Below are 6785 nucleotides of genomic sequence, written 5' to 3'. Positions count from 1 at the left end.
GTATGGCTGCGGCATTGCACAATGCGGCGCCTGCACCGTGCATGTCAACGGCAACGCCATGCGCTCCTGCGTGTACCCTGTTTCTGCCGCTGCCAGCGCTAAGATCACCACGATTGAAGGCTTGTCTGAGGCCGGCGACCATCCGGTGCAGCTGGCCTGGGACGAAGTGGATGTGGCCCAGTGCGGCTACTGCCAGGCCGGGCAGATCATGACGGCTACGGCACTTCTGAATAAGAACCAGAAGCCTACTGCCGAGGAGATCGACAATGCCATGAACGGCAATATCTGCCGTTGCGGTACCTACCACCGCATTCGTGAAGCTGTTGCATTAGCCGCCACTAAACTCAAATAAGCCATGTCAGAACTAACACAGGAAAGCAGACGCAATTTCATGAAGCTGTTCGCCGTGGCGGGCGGCGGTCTTGTCTTGGGTTTCAACTCGACCAGCTCTATTGCTTCGGGCCTGGGCCTGATCGACGGATCGAACCTGCCGGCAGCTGCCATCGACTTCAACAGCTACCTCTCTATTTCCCCGGAAAACATCATTACTATTTTGTCGCCGAACCCGGAACTGGGGCAGAACATCAAGACCTCTTTCCCGATGATCGTGGCAGAGGAGCTGGATGCCGACTGGACCAAAGTGAAAGTGGTGCAGGCTCCCCTGGATACAAACAAATTTGAGCGCCAGGTAACAGGTGGCAGTGGTGCCGTACCGCACTCCTGGGAACGCCTGCGCAAAGCTGGTGCTACAGCCCGCCAGATGTTGATGGAAGCGGCCGCCAAACGCTGGAACGTATCGGCTAACTCCCTCAGCACAGAAAACGGCATGGTAGTACACGCTACCAGCGATCGTAAACTGAGCTATGGTGAACTGGCCATCGAAGCCTCCAAATTGCCAGTGCCAACGGACGTGAAGCTGAAGGACAACAAAGACTTCAAACTGATTGGCACGGCCGTTCGCAACGTCGACAACCACGAAATGATCACCGGCAAGCCGCTTTATGGGCTGGATGTGTACAAAGAGGGAATGCTCTTCGCCGTGATCCAGCGTCCGGAAGCTTTTGGCATGAAGCTGAAATCGGTAGATGCTGCCAAAGCCAAAGCGATGCCGGGTATAGTAGACGTAGTCACATTTGGTAACAATGTGGCCGTGGTCGGCAAATCGACCTGGCAGGTGATGAAGGCCCGTAAGGAGCTGAAGATTGCCTACGAACCAGACGGGGCCTTGGAAAGCTCTGCCGACCACGATCGTCTGTTCAAGGAACTACTCAATAGTCCGGATGCTACAGTGCGCCGCAAAGACGGTGACGTGGAGGCGGCCTTTAAGAATGCGGCCAAAGTGATCAAGAGCGAGTACCAGTGCCCGTTCCTGTCACACAGCCCGATGGAGCCGATGAACTTCTTCGCGCATGTGCGTCCGGATGGCGTAGAGCTGGCTGGTCCTACCCAAACGCCACAACGTGCCCGCGACATGGTGGCGAAACTACTCGATATTGCCCCCGAAAAGATCACGCTGGAGCTGACACGCCTGGGTGGTGGTTTCGGTCGTCGCCTCAGCGCAGACTATGTGCTGGAAGCTGCCGAGCTTTCGAGCATCATCAAAGCACCCGTGAAAGTGATCTGGAGCCGTGAAGATGACATGTCCGGCGGTACCTATCGTCCGGCAGTGCGCTACCGTTTTGAGGCGGCCCTGGATGCCAAAGGCAACATGATCGGCTACAAACTGCGTGGTGTGGGCATCAACTCCGGCAACCCAACGCGAGAAGACAACTTCCCATCCGGTGCCGTAGAGAACCTGTTGATCGATTCAGTAGAACATAAATCACCGATCACGACTGGTCCGTGGCGTGCCCCGATCACCAACTTCCTGGCTTTCGCCGAGCAGGCTTTCCTCGATGAGGTAGCGCAGGCAGCTAAAAAAGACCCGGTGCAGTTCCACCTCGAGCTATTGGATAAAGCGAAAAAAACGCCGGTAGGGGAGATCAAATACGACATCGACCGCATGCGTGGCGTGATCGAACTGGCTGCTGAGAAATCGAACTGGGGCAAGAAGAAAGGCGTGCACCAGGGCTTCAGCGTTTACTTCTCACACCGCTCATATGTAGCACAGGTGGCCGAGGTGAAGCTAGTGAAATCGGTGCCGGTAGTAGAGAAGGTATACGCTGCTGCTGACTGTGGCATTGTGGTAAACCTGAGCGGTGCCTACCAGCAGGTGCGCGGCGGTATCGTGGACGGTCTGGGCCATGCCATGTACAGCAAACTCTCCTTCAAGGACGGCGCCGTAGAGCAGAAGAACTTCAACAACTACCGCCTGATCCGCCTCAAAGAAGTGCCTGAGATCGACGTGCATTTCGTGAACAACGGCATCGATCCGACCGGCTTGGGCGAACCAGCGCTCCCACCAACCGGAGGCGCCGTAGCAAACGCCATCTTCAAAGCCACCGGCAAACGCCTCCGCAACCAGCCGTTCATGGAGCAGCCGGAGTTGAAGGGTGGGAAGGTTATATAGATAATCTATCCCCTCGCTCGCGTCCCGCGAGTGTGAGCTATCCAGTGGCGTCTCGCCACGTGTGCCGGTAGGCACAAACCAAAGCGGCCAGAGTCCGCCCGATAGCTCACACTCGCGGGACGCGAGCGAGGGAGATAAAATATCTCCCTTTTGAAAGGGCAGGGATGGTTTGACCTGATAGAGAGAATAACCAAACATCCGCAGCAAATAAATAGTACAGTTAAGCATGTTGGTAGACAGACACGGAAGGAAGATTAACTATTTGCGACTGGCGGTGACCGACAGGTGCAATCTGCGTTGCTTTTACTGCATGCCGGAGCAGGGGCTGGACTGGCTTTCGCGGAGCGAGCTGATGAGCTATGAGGAGATGCTCCACATCAGTCAGGTGATGCTGCGCATGGGAATTGAGAAGATCCGAATTACGGGAGGTGAGCCTTTTGTGCGCAAAGATTTCATGCCTTTCCTGTCGAAACTCTCCCAATTGCAGGGGCTACAGCAGCTGACGCTGACCACTAACGGAGTGCTCACGGCCCCTTTTGTGCCGGAGCTCAAGAAAATAGGTATACACTCCGTCAACCTCAGTCTTGACACCCTCGACCCGAACCGATTCTTCGCCATTACCCGTCGCGATGTATTACCTTCCGTGCTCGAAACACTGGAAGCTTTGCTGCAGCATGGGATCGAAGTGAAGATCAATGCCGTGGTGATGGAAGGAAAAAACACCGAGGATATCCTGCCGCTGGTAGAACTCACCAAAAGCCATCCGGTAAGTGTGCGTTTCATCGAAGAGATGCCTTTCAACGGTGGCGAAAGTCACTATACCTCCCTCGCCTGGGATCATTTTCGCATTTTGGAGAAGATCAAAGAGCAGCACCCGGCCATTACAAAAACGATCGATCCGCCGCACTCCACCTCCTACAATTACCAGATACCGGGGCACAAGGGCAGCGTGGGGATTATTGCCGCTTATACCCGTTCTTTCTGCGGTACCTGCAACCGCATCCGGCTCACGCCGCAGGGCGAGCTTAAGACCTGTCTCTACGGCGATAGCGTGCTGAATGTAAAGGACCTGATGCGCAGTGGTATGCCGTTGCAACAACTGCAGCTTGCACTTAGCCAAGCCATCAGTCTGAAAGAAAAAGACGGTTGGGAAGCTGAGAAAAACAGCCAGTCGCTGCATACTTCCATGGCCAGTATTGGAGGCTGATCTAAACTACCACAAACATGATTTCAGTTCAAGAAGCGGAAGCCATCATACAGGCCCAGGTCAGAGACTTTGGCACCGAGCAACTGCCTTTCGAAAAGACGCTGGGCCGGGTGCTGGCGGAGGACCTGCGCACCGACCGCGACCTGCCACCCTTCAACCGGGTCGCCATGGACGGCATTGCCATCCGCTACGAAGACTTTGCAACAGGCACCCGCACTTTCCGCATCAAAGGCACACAGGCGGCAGGGGACAGTCCAATTGAGATTTCCTCGCCCGACGAGTGCGTGGAGATCATGACCGGCGCGGCATTGCCTCTCTCAGTCGATACTGTGATTCGCTACGAAGATCTGGAAATGCAGGACGGGCAGGCCACAGTTAAAGTCGACGCGCTGCAGCAAGGGCAGAGCATCCATACCCAAGGCAAGGACCGGAAGCAAGGAGAGGTAGTAGCCACAGCCAACCAAACGGTGAACGTTGCTTTGGTAGGGATGGCCGCAGCGGTGGGGGCAACGCAGCTTACTGTCAAAAAGCTGCCCCGCACGGTGGTGATTTCGACAGGCGACGAACTGGTGGACGTGAATCAAAACCCTTCGCCCTACCAAATCAGACGCTCGAACAGTTACATGGTGAAAGCTGCTCTGGAAAAATACGGTCTTCAGGCTGATCTCTTGCATATAGCAGATGATCAAAGTCAACTGAAAGCACGACTACAGGATTGCTTGGAACGCTACGATGTGTTGATACTGAGCGGCGGCATCTCGATGGGAAAATTCGACTATGTCCCGCAGGTGCTGGAAGAGCTGGCCGTGGAGAAGTTGTTTCATAAAGTGCAGCAGCGACCGGGCAAGCCTTTTTGGTTTGGGGTGCATGCAGGAGGTGCTGTAGTTTTCGCCCTGCCGGGTAACCCGGTTCTACCTTCATGTGCCTGCATCGCTATTTTATGCCCTGGTTGCAGGCTTGTTTAGGTATAGCCAGACAGGCAGGTATGTATGCCGTTTTGAACTCTGATTTTTCTTTTCAGCCGCCCCTGCAGTATTTTCTGCAAGTAAAGCTAAACATCAGCGAGCAAGGTCAATTACTGGCCACGCCGCTCGAAGGCAACGGCTCCGGTGACTTTTCGAATCTGGTCGAAGCTGATGCTTTTTTAGAGCTTCCGGCGGAAGGGAGTGCGTTTCAGAAAGGGGAGGTGTACCGGGTGTGGCCGTTTAAGGAGGTAGGATTACACTTCGCCCTCGCTCGCGGGACGCGAGCGAGGGAATAAAACTTTTACAAACCAAAACCATGACTGATTTTTCACACTTGAACGATAAAGGCCAGGCAACGATGGTAGACGTGGGCGGCAAGCAGGCCACGCATCGTACCGCCACGGCACGCAGCATTGTGTCGCTGCCGCCGGAGGTACTGGAGAAGTTCGCGGCTGACGATATTCAGACCAAAAAAGGATCGGTGTTTCAGACCGCGATCATCGCCGGTATCATGGCGGCTAAGAAAACGGGTGAACTGATCCCGCTTTGTCACCCGATCGGTATGGACAATTGCAACATCACCATTCAACTCAACGAACAGCAGGAGGTGGTGATCGACTGCACAGCCAGCATCACCGCCAAAACAGGTATAGAGATGGAGGCGCTGGTGGGGGCCTCGGTGGCGGCGCTCACTGTGTATGACATGTGCAAGGCGCTGAGCCACGACATTGTAATTAAGGAAACGAAGCTGATTGAAAAGACAGGAGGAAAGCGTGACTTCAAAAGAGCATAGCAAACACAGTAAGATCGCTCGTCCGGCTTACGGCAACTTCGGGCGCAACGAATGGGCCATCGTGGGCGCACCCTGCGGCAAGATCAAGGCACTGGCGGATGATCTGATCAAGGGTTTGTCGGCCGACTACAAATGCGCCTATGTGGACGCACACCACGCCAATGCCGATGAAGGGGCGGTGTTGCCTGGACGTTTGGCTTCTGGCGCTGTAGCAGAGTATACCGACCAGATCCATTACCACCAGTTCGACATGAAGCGTGAGCTGAATGCGTTTCAGTTCCGGCAGCTGTTCCAGGACACCGACCTGGTGCTGGTGAACGGCAACCACGAACAGGCCAAGGCGCAGGTGGTGATCATCGATGAAGCCAAAAAATCGTCGCTGCAGAAAAGACTGCCGCAGCTGACCAATATCGTGCTGTTTTTGTTGGCCGATGGGATGGAGGAGGTATACGATTTTCTGCAGGAGGCTATACCTGACTGGCAGACTATACCTGTGCTGCAGCTAAGCGAAACCGGCAAGGTTGTCTCCTTCTTTCAAGAGCAGATGCTACAAGCCAAGCCAAAGCTGAACGGCCTGGTGCTGGCCGGTGGAAAGAGTCTGCGCATGGGCCAGGACAAAGGTGCGATGGCTTGGCACGGAAAAGAGCAGCGCTATCACATGGCCGATCTGCTGGGCGAGTTGTGTGAGCAGGTATACATCTCCTGTCGTACTGAGCAGCAGGCGGAGCTGGATGTCAATTACAGCACATTGACCGACACCTTCATCGGCTTGGGACCTTACGGTGCTATTCTATCAGCTTTCCGCAAAGACCCGGATGCCGCCTGGCTGGTTGTGGCGTGCGACTTGCCGCTGCTCGACCCAGCTACGTTGAAGCACCTCGTGGAGCATAGAAATACCTCCGCCAATGCCACCACATACGCCAGTCCGCAGGACGGATTTCCGGAACCACTGATCGCGATTTGGGAGCCGAAGAGTTATCAGGTACTGCTTTCATTTCTGGCGCAGGGCTATACCTGTCCGCGCAAGGTGCTGCGCAATTGCGAGATTCATCTGATAGAATCTGCGAATGCGGATGCCCTGCTTAACGTGAACACGCCGGAGGAACTGGAGCAGGTACAGCTGTTGCTTCAAGATAAAACCACTTACTAATGCAAGCTTCCGATTTGTTACGCTACAGTTGCCAGATCGCCTTGCCGGGTTTCGGGGAGGCGAGCCAGAAGCACTTGCAGCAGACACGTGTGCTGGTGGTGGGGGCTGGCGGACTGGGTTGTCCGGCTGCGCAGTACCTGGCCGCTGCAGGTATAGGCACG

8 protein-coding genes are annotated in these 6785 nt (G+C 55.1%); all 8 read left to right on the top strand.

From position 1 onward, the window contains the following. Nucleotides 1–352, top strand: a 352-nt coding sequence (locus O71_RS20520; RefSeq protein WP_007660983.1) for a (2Fe-2S)-binding protein, incomplete at its 5' end; no start/stop codon positions are given. Nucleotides 353–355: 3 nt separating this feature from the next. Continuing rightward, on the top strand, nt 356–2509 hold the full coding sequence (locus tag O71_RS20515; RefSeq protein ID WP_007660980.1) for a xanthine dehydrogenase family protein molybdopterin-binding subunit: 2154 nt from the start codon (nt 356–358) through the stop codon (nt 2507–2509). 226 nt (nt 2510–2735) lie between these two features. After that, on the top strand, nt 2736–3716 hold the full coding sequence (gene moaA / locus O71_RS20510; protein ID WP_007660979.1) for a GTP 3',8-cyclase MoaA: 981 nt from the start codon (nt 2736–2738) through the stop codon (nt 3714–3716). Nucleotides 3717–3733: 17 nt separating this feature from the next. Further along, nucleotides 3734–4681, top strand: a complete 948-nt coding sequence (locus O71_RS20505; RefSeq protein ID WP_237717928.1) for a molybdopterin molybdotransferase MoeA — start codon at nt 3734–3736, stop codon at nt 4679–4681. Continuing rightward, nucleotides 4657–4977: a hypothetical protein gene (locus tag O71_RS26145; protein ID WP_237717927.1), complete on the top strand. Its 321-nt coding sequence runs from the start codon at nt 4657–4659 to the stop codon at nt 4975–4977. The genes O71_RS20505 and O71_RS26145 overlap by 25 nt, the downstream gene beginning before the upstream one ends. Nucleotides 4978–4997: 20 nt before the next feature. Next, nucleotides 4998–5474 (top strand): cyclic pyranopterin monophosphate synthase MoaC, encoded by a 477-nt coding sequence (gene moaC, locus O71_RS20500; RefSeq protein ID WP_007660978.1) that lies wholly within the window; start codon nt 4998–5000, stop codon nt 5472–5474. After that, on the top strand, nt 5434–6624 hold the full coding sequence (locus O71_RS24790; RefSeq protein ID WP_202800252.1) for an NTP transferase domain-containing protein: 1191 nt from the start codon (nt 5434–5436) through the stop codon (nt 6622–6624). Before moaC ends, O71_RS24790 begins: the two co-directional genes overlap by 41 nt. Further along, the coding region (locus O71_RS22875; RefSeq protein WP_007660976.1) for a ThiF family adenylyltransferase at nt 6624–6785 on the top strand (162 nt) is incomplete at its 3' end. The genes O71_RS24790 and O71_RS22875, both read left to right, overlap by 1 nt.

Origin of the sequence: Pontibacter sp. BAB1700 (assembly GCF_000277005.1) — a bacterium.
GTDB lineage: Bacteria > Bacteroidota > Bacteroidia > Cytophagales > Hymenobacteraceae > Pontibacter > Pontibacter lucknowensis.
Note: the sequence above shows the minus strand (reverse complement) of the source record. Positions and strands in the feature narration are given on the sequence as shown.